Genomic DNA, 17,209 nt, shown 5'->3' on the forward strand with positions numbered 1-17,209 from the left:
TTATATCATGGTTTGCTGAACTAACTCAGCTAAATCTACTACTTGTATTTCTTTGTCTTTTCCGTGTTTATTTAACCCGTCCTGAATCATGACCATACAAAAAGGACAAGCCAAAGCTACCTTTTGGACTCCAGAGTCCATGATTTCTTGCGATCGTTTGGTTTGTATGTCGATACTCCCTGCTTCTGGCTCTTTAAAAACCTGCGCCCCCCCAGCTCCACAACATAAACCTTTAGTTCTACAACTTTTCAGTTCTTTTAGTTCCTTTTTCAGACCAAGAATAATATCCCGAGGTGCTTCATAGATCCCATTCCCTCTTCCTAAATAGCATGAATCATGAAAGGCTACAGCTTCTTTTTCTTCTTCTTTTAATTGAATTTTACCTGCTGCCAATAGATCGGCTAGTAACTGACTATGGTGAATGACATCGTAATTTCCTCCTAATTCGGGGTATTCATTTTTCAAGGTATTGAAGCAATGGGGGCAAGCCGTCACGATTTTCTTCACACCGTACATATTCAACACCTCAATGTTGGACATCGCCTGCATTTGGAATAAAAACTCATTTCCACTCCTACGAGCAGGATCACCTGTACAAGACTCCTCTGTTCCGAGTACAGCAAATGAAATTTCTAGACTTTGTAAAATTTCACAAAAAGCTCGAGTTACTTTCTTGTGACGATCATCAAATGAACCAGCACATCCTACCCAAAACAAAAACTCAGGGCTTTCTCCTTTGGCGGCCCATTCCGCCATTGTACTTATCTTCAGTTCCATGCTATTCTTTTTTCGACTTATGTTGTTGACGCATTTGTTCTACTGTTAATCTTGAACCATCCGGACTCCATCCAGGAGGACCTATGACATAATTCCAGGCAGTTCTGAGGCTTTTAGAATGAATGATATCTTTGACAATTTGCACCCATTCAAAAAAGGCAATTTTGGCAGGATTGTAACTTTCAATTTGCTTCGTCAATCCATAATGAGGTCTTTGATTTTCTGGCTGAAATGACCCAAACATTCGATCCCAAATGATCAATATCCCAGCATAATTCGTATCCAAATAATCCAAATCTGTACCATGATGCACGCGATGGTGCGAAGGCGTATTGAAGATATATTCAAACCAATTAGGCATTTTTTTGATTAGTTCGGTATGTATCCAATATTGATACAATAAACTAATTTGTTGAAAAAAGAATACGATAAAAGGGTGTACTCCTAGTAATAATATCCAAACATAAAACAAAAATGCTCCTGATAAATTACCTGTCCAAGTTTGCCGTAAAGCCGCAGCTAAATTATACTTGGGGGAAGAATGATGCACCATGTGAGATGCCCAGAAATAGCGAACCTCATGGGAAATCCGATGAAACCAATAATAAGTCAAATCATCTGCAAAAAAAGCAAAAACCCAGACCCACCACCAGCTTATGGAAAGTTCAAATAGTCGCCAGTGATCATACACATAAAAATAACAAACATAGATTAGAGATTTGGTCAATAATCCTATAAAAAGATTACCTAGTCCCAATCCAATGGATGTTAAGGAGTCTTTTGTCTCCACAAAATCACGATGTTGCTTGAACACTACATAGGATTCCAAGATGACTGTAATCAAAAAGAAAGGGACTGCGTAAAGAATTAAATTGGGTGTCATAATCTACGGAAGATGAACTATTTCTTTCAAAAATTGAATGCTCGCCTTCAAAGGCAAATCTGTTCTCTTGGCTAAAATATCCGAAGTAATAACATGGTTTTCTGCTAATGGAAAAGCCATTTCTTTTTTCTGAGTAGGATTAGTTCCTAAATAAGGAAACATGTGTCGCATCGCTTTTACTGACACAACAGGGTCTTGATTGGCCTCATCTTTGTAATAATAACCCATAAATACGGGACATTTCACTTGTTCAAAAACCTCGTCGGTCATTTGATTTGTAAGAAAATTCTGCAATTCCACTGCACCCTCTAAGCGATAGTGTAAATTCCAATATTGATTATGAGCCTGGTTTTGTGGAGGAATATCTCTAAAATTACTGCCAACGACCTTTCTGGCCAACTGAAGACCCCAAGGATTATCCATTAAAATGGCTGCCGGATCTGCAATGGCGATGCAGGGACTATACAAAAGCAAGGCTTTAATTTCTGGATGACGGGAAGCAAGAGATAAAGACAAAGCTCCTCCAAAAGAAGTAGCCAACAAGATGACATTTTCACCCATTTTTTTGGCCACTGCCAATTGATTTTCCACACTTTCGTAATAGTCGTCCGCCGTCACATGCTGCAACACACTATCTGAGCTTGCAAAACCATGTCCTGCTACTCGCGTCAAGAGTAAATTAGCTCCAAATGTTTTTGCGATTTGTCGGTGTACTGGATTTCCCTCCATTTGAGAAGCAGAAAAACCATGCACATACATGAAAACCCATTTCGTTTTTTGGGGTTTCAACGAGTCTGCCCAAACTATTTTTGCTTCGTTATTCGATTTAATCTGAGTGAAATCTGCTTCTTTATCTTGTATATATTTAGCAATGGCAGGTAGTGAATCTGGAATATTTTTCCAAGTAACACCCCTATTCAGTAAAGGAGCTTGAGGACTTGGTCCCAAGGTAAAAAACAAGATTAACCCAAGGATGATGGGAATAAATACTTTTTCCATATGCTTATGATTTGGCCCAGTTTAATCGATCCGATGGGTTAAATTTCCATGGAGCTTGATTTGTTTCAATATTTGAAAACATGCTATTCCAAGCGGCTGGGGCATCCGATTGCTCCATAATTTGGTATCGACGTAATGCCAATATGATATTCAGGGGAGACAGTTCCATAGGACATGCTTCGACACATGCTTGGCAGGTAGTACAGGCTCTTAATTCTTCAGCTGATATATAATCGCCTAAAAGTGATTTTCCATCTTCTGCCCATTGACCCTTGTTTTTGGCCAAACCCTTCCCCACTTCTTCCAAACGGTCGCGTGTATCCATCATGATTTTTCTTGGCGACAATGCCCTGCCTGTTTGATTGGCGGGACACTGTTCCGTACAACGGCCACATTCGGTACATGAATAAGCGTCTAAGGCATTTTTCCAAGTTAAGTCCATGACATCTTTCGCACCAAATCGCATTTGATCAGGAGTGGCCGTATTGGCTTCAACGGGTTGCCCTAACATCAACTTTACTTCGTGCGTGACGGAGGTCATATTACTCATCTTACTGGAGGGTTCCAGGCTAGAATAATAAGCGGCTGGGAAAGCAAAGAAAATATGTAAATGTTTGGAGTAGGTAACATAAAGGGCAAAACCCAAAATTCCTAGGATGTGAAACCACCAAGCTACTCGTTCTAAAATCAACAAAACGGGTGTAGAAAGATTCGATAAAATAGGCATTAAATGCTGGGAAACGAAAAATGCGCCAACGGGTTCAAAATGTGCTACCTGCCTCTCTTGTAGAAGGGCATCACTCGCATTCATGGTCCAAAGGGCAAACATTAAAATACACTCAATGGCTAAAATGGTATATGCATCTTGTATCGCAAAACCTTTTAATTCTCGATGTGCATCGGGTTGCAGCCGCTGCACTCGTGTCACTCCCCGACGCAGAAAAAACACCACACAAGCCACAAAAACCCCTAGGGACAAGAGTTCAAAAAAATTGAGTAATAAAGGGTAAAGGCTTCCCAAAAAAGGAGCAAAAATTCGATGTGTACCCAAGATTCCATCAATCACAATTTCCAGAATCTCGACATTAATCAACACGAAGCCAATGTAGATCAAAAAGTGAAAAATCCCAACAAGGGGTTTTTGAAACATTTTTTTCTGGCCAAAAGCTAATAGAGCTACCCGTTTCCAGCGTTCACTGGCTTGGTCATTCAGCTCGATGGGTCTAGCTAATTGAATACTAGCTAGTATAAGTTTAAATCGTTGCGTTACCAAATAACCTAACCCGACGAGTACTAAAATAAAAAGTACTTGGAGAAAAATATGCATGATTGATGAGTGTTTTGCTGAATCTTTTTCCCTTAACGCTGTCAAGGTTTGAAACCTTGACAGCGTTGTTGAAATGCCAATAAAGCTAGCTTTTTTTAATCAAATTTTTCATCACATTTCTGATATTTTTTACCAATTTTTTAAGATCTACTTTTTGACAAATTCATGACATTTGTTTCATTCATTCTAAAATCACTAATCATGAAAAAAAATACAGAACCGATGGCCCCTGAACAGTTGTATCATATTTATAACCGAGGAATTAACCGAACTAAAATTTTCAAAGAATACAGGAACTACCGGTTCTTTCTTAGAAAATACCAAAAATACATTTGTCCGATTGCTGATACTTATGCTTATTGTTTATTAGGTAATCATTTTCATTTTCTCGTTAAAATTAAATCTGCCAATGAAATTTTTGAACACAAAAAAATAAAAACAGAGCAGAGAGAGCATTACGATCTTTCAAGGTTAATCGCTGCGCAATTTGGAACGTTATTTAATTGCTATGCGCAAGCATTTAATAAAACGAATGATCGAACTGGAGGATTATTTGAGAACCCATTTAGGAGAATCCTTGTGGAAGATGAAGTTTATTTTACTCAACTCATCAAATACCTACACTTCAACCCGGAAAATCATGGCATCGTACATGATTTTAGACAATACAAAAACTCCTCCTATTATGATATTTCAACGATGAAAAAGAGCTTTGTGGATAAAAAATCAGTTCTAAATTATTTTGGTGGAATCGATGAATTCAAACAATTTCATTCAACAGCTGTGGATGAAAAAAACATTATCAGTTTACTGTTAGAATAAATTTAAAATCCGTTCGTTTTCGCAACGCTGTCAAGGTTTCGAACCTTGCCAGCGTTAGGAAAATCTAAGCTAAATTCAGCTCTTTCAATAAAAACCTTCCTGTATGACTTTGCTTTACTTTGGCAACTTCCTCTGGGGTACCTTCTGCCACTATTTCACCTCCAGCAAGCCCCCCTTCTGGCCCTAAATCAATTACATGGTCAGATACCTTGATGACATCCAAATTGTGTTCAATAATCAAAACCGTATTTCCTCGGTCCACTAATTTCTGAAGCACTTCCAACAATAATTTCACATCTTGAAAATGCAAACCGGTTGTTGGCTCATCCAACACATACAATGTTTTACCTGTATCCTTTTTAGACAATTCCTCCGCCAATTTCACCCGCTGAGCCTCACCTCCGGATAAGGTTGTCGCATGTTGACCTAAGGTAATATAGCCTAAACCTACTTCCAATAAGGTTTTTACTTTACGGTAAATCTTAGGTTGATGTTCGAAAAACTCCAACGCTTGCTCCACGGTCATATCCAATACATCGGAAATTGATTTGCCTTTAAAGCGAACTTCCAAAGTCTCGCGATTAAATCGTTTGCCTTTACATGACTCACATTCCACTAATACATCCGGCAAAAACTCCATCTCGATTTTCTTCCTTCCAGCTCCTTCGCAACTTTCACATCTACCTCCTTTGACATTAAAACTAAACCTTCCTGCTTTATAACCACGAATTTTTGATTCAGGTAATTCACAGTACAAGGTTCGAATATCGCTATACATATTGGTATAGGTTGCGGGATTGGAACGCGGCGTTCTACCAATAGGCGATTGATCTACTTCAATCACTTTATCAATCAATTCCAAACCCTCAATTCCTTTAAATTCCTTAGGATCTCTCTTGGTTCGGTCAAAATGTTGCTTCAATTTAAGCACCAGGGTATCGTGGATCAAGGTAGATTTTCCAGATCCTGAAACGCCTGTTACGGAAATCATTTTTCCCAAAGGAATTTTGACGGTAACATTCTTTAAATTATTCCCAGAGGCACCTATCAATTTAATGACTTTATCAGTTCCTTTTCTACGTTTTTTAGGTACTTCTATGGCTAATTGCCCATTTAGATATTGTGCCGTAGGCGTTTGTAATTTCAAAAATTCAGCCGGCGTACCTTGCCCAACTACATGTCCGCCATGTCTACCTGCACCTGGCCCAATATCCAATAAATAGTCAGACTCCAACATCATGTCCTTATCATGCTCTACCACCAGCACACTATTCCCCAAATCCCTTAAATCCTTTAGGGCATGAATCAATTTTTCATTATCCCGCTGATGTAGGCCAATGCTCGGCTCATCCATGATGTATAAAACGCCAACCAACTGCGTTCCAATTTGAGTTGCCAAACGGATGCGCTGAGCTTCACCCCCTGATAAACTTTTCATTGGTCTATCCAAAGTCAGGTAATTCAATCCGATTTGGGTTAAAAATCCGATGCGCTTTTGAATCTCTTTCAGTACTTCTGCCCCAATCTGTTGTTGACGGTCAGAAAGCCGTAGATACAATCCTTCGAACCAAGTTTCCAAAGTCAAAATGTCCATTTGAGCCAAGTCCCCAATATGTTTCCCGTCGATTTTGAAACAGAGTGCTTCTTTTTTCAAACGGTAGCCCTGGCAATCAGGACAGGTTTTCACTTCCAAAAAGTCCTTTAACCAATCCTGTGTTTTTTCCGATCCACTCTCCTGCTGTCTTTTCAAAAAATGGATAATCCCATCGTACTTCGTTGTCCATTCTGTTCCCACATATTTTTTAGAAGGAACAGGTACGGGTTCATCCGTTCCATATAACATCATTTCAACAGCCTTTCGAGGGAATTTGGCAATTGGAGTCGACAAGCCCACTTGATAGGGCTTCAATAATACTTCCAATTGCTTGAAAATCCATAAATCACGGTATTCCCCAATAGGGGCAATAGCTCCTCGAATAATACTTAATTCAGGATCTGGGATAACGGATTCTTCCGTAATTTCTTCAATTTGGCCCAGACCATTGCAAGTTGGACATGCCCCATAAGGACTATTAAATGAAAAAGAATTCGGAGCTGGTTCATCATAAGACAAACCCGTCTTGGGATCCATTAAGGTTTGAGAGAAATAATGTAGCTTGGCTTTTTCGTCCAAAATAAAGACTTGCCCTTTACCTACATTCATCGCCGTTTGTAAACTTTGAGATATCCGAAAGCGGTCATCCTCTTTTACCACCAATCGATCTACGACAATCTCAATATCATGTACTTTGAAACGATCAACTTGCATTTTAGGCTCCAATTCCGTTATTTCCCCATCCACCCGCACTTTGGTATATCCCCATTTAGCAATTTGTACAAATAACTCTCGATAATGCCCCTTTCGTCCTTTAACAACAGGTGCCAACAATTGCACTTTGCCATCTTGGAATTGCTGTAAAAGGGTATTGATTATCTGATCAACCGACTGCTTGACCATTTTTTCGCCAGAAAGGTAACTAAAGGCCTCCGATGCACGAGCAAAAAGCAAGCGTAAAAAGTCATAAATCTCCGTGGTGGTTCCCACAGTTGACCTTGGATTTTTGGAAGTCGTTTTTTGTTCAATCGAAATCACAGGAGAAAGTCCTTCAATTTTATCCACGTCTGGCCTTTCCATATTACCCAAAAAGCTTCTGGCATAGGCCGAAAAACTTTCCATGTAACGCCTTTGGCCTTCCGCATATATCGTATCAAAAGCTAAACTAGACTTTCCTGAACCGGAGATACCCGTTATAACGACTAATTGATTTCTAGGAATTTGAACGTCGATGTTCTTTAAATTATGCTCACGAGCACCTAAAACTTCAATGTGAGAAAACCCTGTTAAATCTTTAGGTGGCTGCATATTTTGCTACAAATCAATCCACAAAGGTACAAAAAAAGAGGCTGCCCGGACAGGACAGCCTCAATAAAAATTTGAAGGATTTATTTATTTAATAACTCATCAAATGTAATGCTCACATAATAGATGCTACCTACGGTAGGATTACCCCATCCTGTAGTATAGGCCGTTCCTAAGATATTAGATGCCCCAACTTTTACAATGGATTTGATACTAGCTAACTTCTTACTAACCTGTGCATCCAAAGTACTGAAAGATGGGATAACACTTTGCTGAGTTTGGTTTAAGATTTGATTAACAAAACTAGATTGCCAAACATACTCATCTTGATATCTCCAAACGGTGCTGAAGCCCCATCCTGAACCACCAATATTGCGATTTCCTAAGGTGATGTTCGTACGATAAGCTGGTGTGTTATAAGCCAATTGATAATTACTCAATCCACCATTATCATTCACGGTATTGTAAGATACATTACCGCCCAAAGTCCAGTTAGATGGTAATCTATAATCTAAGCTCAAACCCCAACCACTTGTTTTCACTAAATTATCCACATTGGATGGGAATGAGAACACTTTGTTTCCAACTACGGTATTGTCCTTGTGCTGCTGAGGAGTTTGAACCACTACTTGACCTGCTGAGAAGTTAGTAAAGGTACTTTGGTAGTAATAGAAATCAGCTAGTAAGTTGTTTCCTAAGTTTCCTTTGTAACCAACTTCAAATGTACGTACCTGCTCAGGCTTCCAAGCTTTAGCAGTGTATACTTCTGGCTTTCCAGACAAGACTGATTGAAGAGTTAATGAATTTCCCGATAATTTATAACGATCCTGTACCACTGGTAAACCTCCCAACAATCTAGCTGAAGGTGTATTTAAATCAATGTATTGATCTTGTGTGGTGGGAATACGGAAACCTGTTTGATATGATGCTCTAAAGTTCGATTGACCAATGGTATAAACTCCCGATAGTCTTGGGCTATACTGACCTTCAAAGTTCTCATTTTTATCATAACGCATGGAACCTGTCAACTTAAATTTGTCTTGGAACAATTTCTTAGCCAATTGTAAATATCCGCCATATTCATTGATAGAGAACTCTTGTCCATTATCTTGACGAGCAAATAAGGTACCTTCCGAATTTAAGGCATAAACACGGTAGTTAGCACCCACCAACATTTCAAATTTATCATCTAACATCTCGCTGAAGTTGTACATTCCTTCATAGTGATACAAAGCTGATTTGTCTAAGAAACGAGCCCCTTGAGGAAGAGGTTTACCTTTGATGGCCTCCACTGCATTCGTAAACGCTGCTGTTCCTGGAATCAAACGACCTACATCTGCTGTATTGCGTGCATTGTTATGATAGGTATTGAAAGCCGCTTGCGTTGTAGCAATCGCATTTCCTACCGCTAATGTTGGATTACCTGTTTGTGCTAAAGTAGTCCCCAAAACGGTACCAAAGTTTGTTAATGCTTGTGTCGCAAATACACCGAAATACTGTGGATACCAGCTTGTACTAGGTTTCGCTGCTTCATTCACTAATTGACCTAAAGTTCCTGTGGCATAAGCATCACCCGAATTCTCCTGGGTAGTATAAGCGCGTATAAAGAAATTAGATCCTTTTAATTCAGCCTTGTACTGACCCATGCTAAAGTTTTTGATTGAATAACGATCTGCTCCAGTGTAAACCGTGGTACCTTGACCATAAGAACCTTGTAAAATCAACTCAACTTTATCATTAAAACGATAATGTAGGGCCGCATTAAATTTCATATTGCGGTTGGCATAAGAAGCCAAATCACGCTCGGCATATCCTTCACGTGAAATATTTACATTAGGAACAATGTATCCCAAAATTGCCGATGGAGACAATAGACCTCCTGTAGCTCTTGAAATCTGATTGATCCCTGCTGTCAAAGGATTAGTAGGATCTCCTAACAATGGAGTCAGAGAACTCAACATGTTCACGTTTGTCTCATCACCATAAATATTCACACCATTGTAAGCTAAGTTAGTAGAACGTCCACCTAAGCCTAAGGTTCTACCATTCAATAAACTTTGATCACGGTAATCGGATGCTTGCCAATCTTCAGCACTTAAGGTATTAAAATTCAATTTGAAGGCAACCTTATTATTGAATGCTTTCGCATAACGAATCGATATATCGCTGTAAGGCGTATTTTGAACGGTACGGTTAGGAGCATCCATGAATCCTCCTTTGACTTGTGCACTTAATCCTTGGTATAAAAATGGACTCTTCGAGTTCATTAACAAAATACCATTCATGGCGTTTGGACCATATAAAGCAGAAGATGCTCCTGGTAAAACTTCCACATTCTCTAAATCTAATTCTGAAATTCCGACAATATTACCCACCGAGAAGTTCAATCCTGGTGCTTGGTTATCCATCCCATCAATCATTTGAACCACACGAACGTTACCATTACTTCCAAAACCTCTCATGTTAATAGAAGAAAATGAAACCGACTGGGTCACTAATTCTACCCCTTTCAAATTACGCAGTGCATCATAAAATGAAGCCGATGGTGTTTCTCTAATGCTCCTAATGTCCATTTTCTCGACCGATACCGGCGATTTCATGACACTTTCTTCTACTCTACTAGCAGAAACAACGACATCCTGACCTAGTACAGATTGCTCTTTTAAGTTTATTTTTAAATCCGTTTTATTTCCTGAGATGGTAATTTCTTGTCTTTCATATCCGACCATTGAAACCACAATGGTGAATGGGACGGGTGTCGAAGTGCTCAAGGAGAAATTTCCTTTCGCGTCTGTAATCGTTCCAATTACTTTTCCTTTAACGGCGATACTCACCCCAATTAAAGCTTCTTTGGAAGCTGCATCTGATACTTGACCTCCCACTTTCGTTTGAGCAAGTACAGAAAAACTCATCAAAAACATCACTAAAATAGCGGGTAGGAATTTGGGAGATAGTCTTTTCATGTTGATAAATTTAGATAACAATTTAAATATGGCATTGACCACAAACAAATCTAAGGAAGAAAATAGAATTGCACACTCATTTTATTAAAAAATTACTAGTTTTTCAATAAATACTTAAATATTAAGCTTTATTACTATTCATTGATTTCGACCAATTCAAAAGTACTTTAAATCCATTGAAATTCTTGTTAGCTTTGAATTGAAATTCCAAGAGAACAAGGTAAAGATCTTGATTTCTTAAAGGAATGAGCATGATGCCTCATCGAATTTTTTGTTCCATCAAAAACAAGAATCCGTAAAAGCATTCGTTCAAACGAATTGAACGCATTATAACGTATGAAAGACAATTACCTCATCATCATGGCTGGCGGAATAGGCACTCGCTTTTGGCCAATTAGCAGAAGTGCAAATCCAAAGCAGTTTCACGATGTTTTAGGTGTTGGCAAAACCATGCTTCAACAAACTGCCGAACGATTTGAAGGCATCATTCCACCAGAAAATATCTATGTAGTAACCAGTGAAGAATTTGCTGGACTGGTGGAGGAGCAATTACCTTTTTTAAGTAAAGAGCAAATATTAAAGGAACCCCAGCGAAAAAATACAGCTCCATGTATTGCTTATGCAACCTATAAAATCTCTAAAAAGAATAAAAAGGCCAAGTTCGTCGTAGCTCCAGCAGATCATGTGATTCTAAAAGAACACGTTTTTCAAGAAAACATTCGGACCGCTTTGGCTGTTGCCGAGGAGCAAGTTTTCGTAACTTTGGGAATAATTCCTACTCGGCCGGATACGGGCTATGGATACATTCAATATGTGCCAAGTGAAAACAAAGCACAAAAGGTAAAAACATTCACGGAAAAACCGAATCTTGAATTAGCCCAAGCATTTCTAGAAAGCGGAGACTATGTTTGGAATGCCGGTATTTTTGTTTTCAAACTACCTACTTTCAAAAAAGAATTAGAAAAGCATCAATCCAGGATGGCTGAGCAATTTGAAGAAGGATTAGTGCATTATTATACCCAAGAAGAAGACTCCTTCATCAAAAAAGTCTACGGAGTTTGCAAAAATATTTCGATGGATGTGGGTATCATGGAAAAAGCTCAAGAAGTAAAAGTTATTCTTTCTGATATCGGCTGGTCTGACTTAGGCACTTGGCAGTCTTTGTATGAAATCAATGAGAAAGATGCAAATAAGAACGTGATTGAAGGGAATGTCATCACCTATGATACGCAAAATTGCATCATCAAGACCCCAACAGAAAAATTAGTGGTCATCCAAGGATTGAAAGGCTACATCGTGGCCGAACATGGGAATGCCCTGATGATTTGTCCGAAAGACCAAGAACAAGAGGTGAAGAAATTTGTGGAAGATGCTACCTCACTAGATCCCAAATTTAGTTAGTATTCGCAATCTCAATTAAATCTTCAAAATTTCGTAGAACCCGAATTTTTTCTGGAATATCATGACCTAGAGCCAATAATTGATAACCCGTTAATAAAAATTTCGAATTCGGAATTCGATCAATTAACTGATCTAAATAATTCGAAATTTCATCAGGATTGGGTTGAGATGTAAAAACACTCAAGATATAATCTGGTTGATGAATATCATAAGCCAAAACCAGTTCTTCAAATGGCAAGGATTGACCCAAATAAATTACTTGATGTTTTCTGGCTCGCAATAAATAATTAGCAAAAAGCAATCCGATTTCGTGCAGCTCTCCTTCTGGTAAATACAAGAGGAACTTTTTGGCATTGGGCTTATGACTTAAATCTTGTTGATCAATCGCTGCTATTACTTTTTGTCGAATCAAATGACTGATAAAATGCTCTTGTGCTGGTCCTACGGAGCCTGACAACCACAGGGTTCCTAAACGCAACATGAATGGATGTATGATTTGAATCAAATAATCTTCAAATCCATGCTTCTGAATGATATTTTTGGTCAATTGTTGAAACATAGCCTCATTCAATTCCAACATGGAAATCGTTAAGGCCTGAATCTGATCTGGAAAATTAAGTGTACCCTCAGATAAACGAAGTAAGTTCGCCGAGCGCTCACTATCACTCATTTTAGCAATTTCGGAAATCTTAAAATCGCCTCTATTTTGTAAAATAGCAATGTTTAGGACCAACTTCAATTCCTCATCACCATAGGTCCGTATATTGGTATCTGTCCTTTCGGGATTCAGGATGCCATATCTCTGCTCCCAAATCCGTAAGGTATGAGCTTTTATGCCACTAAGATGTTCTAAATCTTTAATTGAATAAATACTCATGGGTTGTATATCTATAATAGAACTAACCTGTTAAGTCTAAAAATTGTTTTCATGTTTTAAACTAAGCTTGTAAAAAAATCCAATGACCTAAGAAAAACATGAATTGCAATAAGAGTATCCAACGAAACAGGGATGATTTACTTGTAAACTCTCCAGATTGGAATACCCAATGAAAAAAGAAACTCACGAGCCACCAAGCACCGAAGTTTTGAATAGGTACCTGACCTCCTGACCACTGCCAAAAATCAAAATGTATAGCTACAGGTTCAATCAATAGATCCAAAGCGGTCATCAATCCCGCTCCCAATGCTGCTCTTCCAATTTTCCCGCCTACATTCCATTCCTCAACCACGGCACTAGAACCTAACAATAAGATAAGCCAATTAATCCCAATGGTAATAGGTACATCTAATACTTTAAAGCCCAAGGTGTTTCCATAGTGATACACACCAAAAATCTTTCCTGTTCTGACCCCTACAACTTCTAAAAACCATGCCGCCACCACAATTGCTCCCAAAGTTAAGTAAGCTGACATGCTGGGCTTAGGAAAATAAAATAAACAGATAAAACCGGTAAACCATAAGGTTAAAGGAACCAAAGAAACAAATAAAGCCTGAGTAGCGGGTAAGTTCATGCCAACCAATCCTGCGGCATAAAGTACAATGAGAAATCTTTTTAAATACACTCCTGACATATCAAAAATTCAATATTAATAATTAGGCCCATTCATCGGGTCTCTCTAAAACAAAACCATCTTCCTTACGGACATGCAAAGGAAATTGATTTTCCACTAATTTTTTTCTTCCTATCATTTGAAATGCTCTTGCAACAGCCACTACCGACTCATTTCTTCTTAAAGGAGGGAAAAATACCACAACAGATTTATCCAAAAAATGCTCATTCACGCTTTGAATACAAGGGACAAAATCGCTATCTCCAGATACCACAATGGCGATATCGTATTGATCCTGAAAGGCATCCATCAATAAATGAGTTGCCAAATTAACATCCGTCATTTTCTCATTGGGGATAATCCAGCTATTTCCGCATTTTCTACAATCCGTAAATTTAGCTTGGTATGACCCATAAATTAAAGTAAGCCCTGTCGATTCCAATGCTTCCAAATATGTCGTTTGGCGTTTTTGCTTTGGGGGATTATGAGTAATCCGACTGGTAAAGTATTTAATCTCCACTAGTTCTTGATTAGAGCGCAAAAAACTTCGAATAAGTTTATCCACATTCAACCATTTACAATTCCTAAAACCTGCATCAATCATTCCAAAATACAAATTGGAACCATCAATGTATGCCTTAACTCGATATTTTTTATCCTTCATGAACTTATTTCTTCAATGAATTGTATCTTTGTACAAGAACTTCTCCAAAGATAGCATCTTTGGAATGATGCCCCACCCAGGTGGGGCATTTACTTTTTCATAGCTATCCGGCTTCTTGAATAATTAAAGGAAATAATTGAGTAATATCGTTGAATAAATCATATCACGATGTCTCGTAAATTATCCATTACCTTCCTTTTTTCTTTGTTGCTTTCATGGTGCACTTGGGCTCAAGTGGCAAGAACGGCTGAGCAAGATAGTCTGTTAGCTGACCGAAATAGAAAGACTCAGGCTGATTATGATCAAATGTTGCAGCAATTACATATCAACAACATCCGACCGGGGGTCAATGGAAGTAATCCCAAAGCTCCCAATGCGGCCAATTATGATGAATCGAAAGCCACCATTTATCCCCATTTACCAGCAGTTTTGCAGTTAAATAATGGGAAGTTGGTGGATTCCAAAAGAAGCTGGAACTACCACCGCAAACCCGAAATTGTAGAAGATTTTGAAAAGGAAATTTATGGCCGTATTCCTGATAACATCCCCCCTATTTCATGGAAAATTATCTCCACAGAAAATAAAACCATGGCCGGTTTTCCCGTTGAAGTTCAGAAATTGAAGGGTACTGTTGAAAACAGACGATTCCCATCCATTTCTGTCCAAATGGAAGTGACCATTGGATTCAGAAAAGACCTCAAAAAAGCTATGCCCGCTATGATGGAGTTAGCCTGGGTATTTCCTCCAGGCATGAATCGACCACCTGCGCCTGCGAATGAAATTCCTTGGACAGAGCAAGTGATAGCCAAGGGCTGGGCTTTTATTCAATTAAACCCAACGAGTGTACAAGCAGATCATGGAGCAGGTCTAAAATCTGGGATCATTGGATTGATGAATCGAGGGGAATTTAGAAAAGCGGACGACTGGGGTTCATTACGTGCTTGGGCATGGGGAGCGAGTAAGGTATTGGACTATTTGGAAACATTGCCACAAATCAAGTATACTCATGTGGGTATTACAGGACATTCCCGATACGGAAAGGCAGCAGCTGTAGCCATGGCATTTGATTCCCGTTTTGCCATTGGGTATATCTGTTCCTCTGGAGCAGGTGGTCTGAAATTATACCGAAGAAATTATGGAGAATTAATTGAAAATGTTGCCGCTAAAAATGAATACCATTGGATGGCTGGTAATTTTCTGAAATATGCAGGGCCCTTGCAATGGAACGACTTAGCCATTGATGCTCATGAATTAATTGCACTTTGTGCTCCACGTCCTATTTATATTGGTGTGGGTGGAAATGGCGATAGCTGGGCAGATCCCTATGGAATGTATTTGGCAGGAAAAGAAGCTAGTCCGGTATATGAATTACTGGGTAAAAAAGGTTTAGTTTCAGATAGTAACCCAAAGATCAACGAAGCTATAACCCAAGGAAATATTGCCTTCCGAATGCATGATAAAGGGCATGTCACAGGCCCCAATTGGCCGAACTTCATTGAATTTGCTTCAAAATACTTGAAGTAAATGGTAAATGATGAAGTATAAATTATGAATGGATTTGGCTACATTCTAATTTCTAAAAACTAATCAGAAGGTTAATCCTAAAGAAAGATGGGATCGTAGCATGAGCGAAGCGGTAGGCAGGAAGGAAATGGTAAAGATGAAGTAAAAATTATGAATGGATTTGGCTACATTCTAATTTCTAAAAACTAATCAGAAGGTTAATCCCAACGAAAGATTGGAACGCAGCATAAGCGAAGCGGTAGGCGGAAAGGAAATGGTAAATGATGAATTATAAATTGTGAATGCCTAAATGACGTTGACCGTTTTATCCATTTGAGGATTCTACATTCCTAATTCTACATGCTACATTTCTAAGTTAATCCCAACGAAAGATTAGAACGTAGCATGAGCGAAGCGGTAGGCGGAAAGGAAATGGTAAATGGTGAATTATAAATTGTGAATGCCTAAATAATGTTGACCGTTCTATCCATTTGGGGATTCTACATTCTACATTCCTAATTCTACATTAAAAGCCAAAGGGATAAACAAAAAAAGTCCCAGTATAAATACTGAGACTTTCTGGGCGGATGATGGGATTCGAACCCACTACCCCTGGTACCACAAACCAGTGCTCTAACCGAGTGAGCTACAACCGCCATTTAGGATTGCAAAAATACACAAATCAAGGTACATCGCAAATCTGAATCGAAAAAAAATGGGGATAAAACTGAAAATTCATCCCCATTTTTTTATTTCTGCGCTGCTAAATATCTTTTTTCAGCTGCATTCCAATCAATTACATTCCAAAATGCATCCACGTAATCAGGACGCTTATTTTGAAACTTCAAATAGTAAGCATGTTCCCATACGTCTAAACCAATCACAGGAAAGCCTTTAACATCAGCTACATCCATTAATGGATTATCCTGATTCGGTGTTGAAGAAACGGCAACGGATCCATCTTTTTGAGCAACTAACCAAGCCCATCCTGAACCAAAACGTGTAAGACCCGCTTTTTTGAATTCCTCTTTAAAAGCAACAAAAGAACCAAATTTAGCTTCAATCGCTTTTGCCAATGTACCTACTGGAGCACCACCACCGTTGGGTGATAAAATATTCCAGAACAAATCATGGTTAAAATGTCCACCGCCATTGTTACGAATCGCTGGACTTAAACTAGAAATATGACTGAATAATTCTTCTAAAGTTTTTCCTTCAGACGGACTGCCAGCAAGGGCTGCATTCAAATTGGTCACATAAGCATTGTGGTGACGGTCATGGTGAATTTCCATGGTTAATGCATCAAAATGCGGTTCTAAAGCATTGTTTGCATAAGGTAAGGGTGCTAGTTCAAAAGCCATAATATAGGTTTTATTAATATGTAAATGTTATCTAAAAATTTAATCCTATTCATAGGATGC

General features: G+C 38.7%; 13 protein-coding genes and 1 tRNA gene. 3 read left to right on the forward strand and 11 right to left on the reverse strand.

From position 1 onward, the window contains the following. The 4 genes from U0R11_RS01740 to U0R11_RS01755 are packed head-to-tail and all read right to left on the reverse strand — an operon-like array spanning window position 1 to window position 3,986. A complete protein-coding gene (locus U0R11_RS01740; protein WP_406749515.1) occupies window positions 1–777 on the reverse strand; it encodes a (Fe-S)-binding protein in 777 nt (258 codons plus the stop codon). 1 nt (window position 778) lies between these two features. Next, entirely contained in the window at window positions 779–1,660 is an 882-nt protein-coding gene (locus U0R11_RS01745; protein WP_406749516.1) for a sterol desaturase family protein, read from the reverse strand. Window positions 1,661–1,663: 3 nt separating this feature from the next. Beyond that, window positions 1,664–2,659, reverse strand: a complete 996-nt coding sequence (locus U0R11_RS01750) for an alpha/beta hydrolase (RefSeq protein WP_406749517.1) — start codon at window positions 2,657–2,659, stop codon at window positions 1,664–1,666. A 4-nt stretch (window positions 2,660–2,663) separates the two neighbouring features. Then, the gene (locus U0R11_RS01755; protein WP_406749518.1) at window positions 2,664–3,986 is read right to left on the reverse strand and encodes a 4Fe-4S dicluster domain-containing protein; all 1,323 of its coding nucleotides are present in this window, start codon (window positions 3,984–3,986) and stop codon (window positions 2,664–2,666) included. A gap of 201 nt (window positions 3,987–4,187) precedes the next feature. On the opposite strand from U0R11_RS01755, the gene U0R11_RS01760 reads away from it, so the two are divergent. After that, window positions 4,188–4,808 (forward strand): transposase, encoded by a 621-nt coding sequence (locus U0R11_RS01760; protein ID WP_406749519.1) that lies wholly within the window; start codon window positions 4,188–4,190, stop codon window positions 4,806–4,808. Between the two features lie 64 nt (window positions 4,809–4,872). Here U0R11_RS01760 and uvrA read toward each other — a convergent pair whose 3' ends face one another. Both uvrA and U0R11_RS01770 read right to left on the reverse strand, forming a co-directional pair. Continuing rightward, window positions 4,873–7,710, reverse strand: a complete 2,838-nt coding sequence (uvrA, locus tag U0R11_RS01765) for an excinuclease ABC subunit UvrA (RefSeq protein ID WP_406749520.1) — start codon at window positions 7,708–7,710, stop codon at window positions 4,873–4,875. 80 nt (window positions 7,711–7,790) lie between these two features. Beyond that, window positions 7,791–10,670, reverse strand: a complete 2,880-nt coding sequence (locus U0R11_RS01770) for a TonB-dependent receptor (protein WP_406749521.1) — start codon at window positions 10,668–10,670, stop codon at window positions 7,791–7,793. 336 nt (window positions 10,671–11,006) lie between these two features. Between U0R11_RS01770 and U0R11_RS01775 the strand changes: the two genes are divergently transcribed. Then, window positions 11,007–12,071 (forward strand): mannose-1-phosphate guanylyltransferase, encoded by a 1,065-nt coding sequence (locus U0R11_RS01775; RefSeq protein WP_406749522.1) that lies wholly within the window; start codon window positions 11,007–11,009, stop codon window positions 12,069–12,071. On the opposite strand, the gene U0R11_RS01780 is transcribed toward U0R11_RS01775, so the two are convergent. The 3 genes from U0R11_RS01780 to U0R11_RS01790 all read right to left on the reverse strand — a co-directional run bounded on the left by U0R11_RS01780 (window position 12,064) and on the right by U0R11_RS01790 (window position 14,285). Then, complete coding sequence (locus tag U0R11_RS01780) at window positions 12,064–12,948, reverse strand: MerR family transcriptional regulator (RefSeq protein WP_406749523.1); 885 nt, start codon at window positions 12,946–12,948, stop codon at window positions 12,064–12,066. The two genes, U0R11_RS01775 and U0R11_RS01780, sit on opposite strands and share 8 nt — an antisense overlap. Before the next feature lie 61 nt (window positions 12,949–13,009). Continuing rightward, window positions 13,010–13,642, reverse strand: coding sequence for a carotenoid biosynthesis protein (locus U0R11_RS01785; RefSeq protein ID WP_406749524.1), 633 nt, complete (start codon window positions 13,640–13,642; stop codon window positions 13,010–13,012). 22 nt (window positions 13,643–13,664) lie between these two features. Next, a complete protein-coding gene (locus U0R11_RS01790) occupies window positions 13,665–14,285 on the reverse strand; it encodes an NYN domain-containing protein (RefSeq protein WP_406749525.1) in 621 nt (206 codons plus the stop codon). 168 nt (window positions 14,286–14,453) lie between these two features. Between U0R11_RS01790 and U0R11_RS01795 the strand changes: the two genes are divergently transcribed. Then, window positions 14,454–15,809 carry an alpha/beta hydrolase family protein gene (locus tag U0R11_RS01795; RefSeq protein WP_406749526.1) on the forward strand — a complete coding sequence of 452 codons (1,356 nt, stop codon included), beginning with the start codon at window positions 14,454–14,456 and terminating at the stop codon, window positions 15,807–15,809. Between the two features lie 561 nt (window positions 15,810–16,370). Here the strand turns inward: U0R11_RS01795 and U0R11_RS01800 are convergent. Continuing rightward, a tRNA-His gene (locus tag U0R11_RS01800) sits at window positions 16,371–16,444 on the reverse strand. A 93-nt stretch (window positions 16,445–16,537) separates the two neighbouring features. After that, window positions 16,538–17,149, reverse strand: coding sequence for a superoxide dismutase (locus U0R11_RS01805; RefSeq protein WP_406749527.1), 612 nt, complete (start codon window positions 17,147–17,149; stop codon window positions 16,538–16,540). Window positions 17,150–17,209 lie beyond the last annotated feature (60 nt).

The organism is Aquirufa salirivi, assembly GCF_045310485.1.
Taxonomy (GTDB): domain Bacteria; phylum Bacteroidota; class Bacteroidia; order Cytophagales; family Spirosomataceae; genus Aquirufa; species Aquirufa salirivi.